The sequence below is a fragment of the Pseudochrobactrum lubricantis genome (assembly GCF_041929865.1).
Lineage (GTDB): Bacteria > Pseudomonadota > Alphaproteobacteria > Rhizobiales > Rhizobiaceae > Pseudochrobactrum > Pseudochrobactrum saccharolyticum.
In genome coordinates this window covers 1-563 of record NZ_JBHEEE010000057.1, presented here as the reverse complement: position 1 = coordinate 563, position 563 = coordinate 1, and the positions used below count along the sequence as shown (strand labels likewise).

Genomic DNA, 563 nt, shown 5'->3' with positions numbered 1-563 from the left:
AAGCCATCCAGCTCGAATTTGAAATTCGGAATACCGGAGAACATCTGCTTACTGACACGCGCCGTCACAATGGCATAGGCCACACCACGACCGACACGGTTCACATCCCATTGGCGGTTCTGATTGGAGCAGGTATTGACCAGAAAACTATCAGCTACAGTCTGGGTACCATCATAGAATTTGACCCAAAGATTATCACCATCGTTGCGATATTCTTTGACCCGCCAGCCCCACGACATATCCGGCGTATTGTAATCAAGGGTCACTTTCTGACCGTTGACCCAAACCTCCCGCAGGCCAGCGACCGGCAGATCAGACAGTGCAATAACCTGTGTCAGATAAGCGTTTGGTGTATCGCCGTCATGCCCCCATGTGTTGACCCAGACCAGAGAACCGGCTGTTGACGTTCTCCCGATCAGGAAGGATCGCGGCAGGTCACCACCAGCTTGCAGGCTGCCATTGATAGCGAATACCGGTTCCTGCGGCTTGCCTGCAATGGATTGCGCAAGCAGATTGAGGCCGATACCAACGGCGGCTTTAAGCAAAAAGCTGCCGACCGCCCC

1 pseudogene is annotated in these 563 nt (G+C 53.6%); it reads right to left on the bottom strand.

Going from position 1 to position 563, the window contains the following annotated elements:
• Nucleotides 1-563: pseudogene (locus tag JNC80_RS20020) on the bottom strand (phage tail protein); the annotation flags it as partial.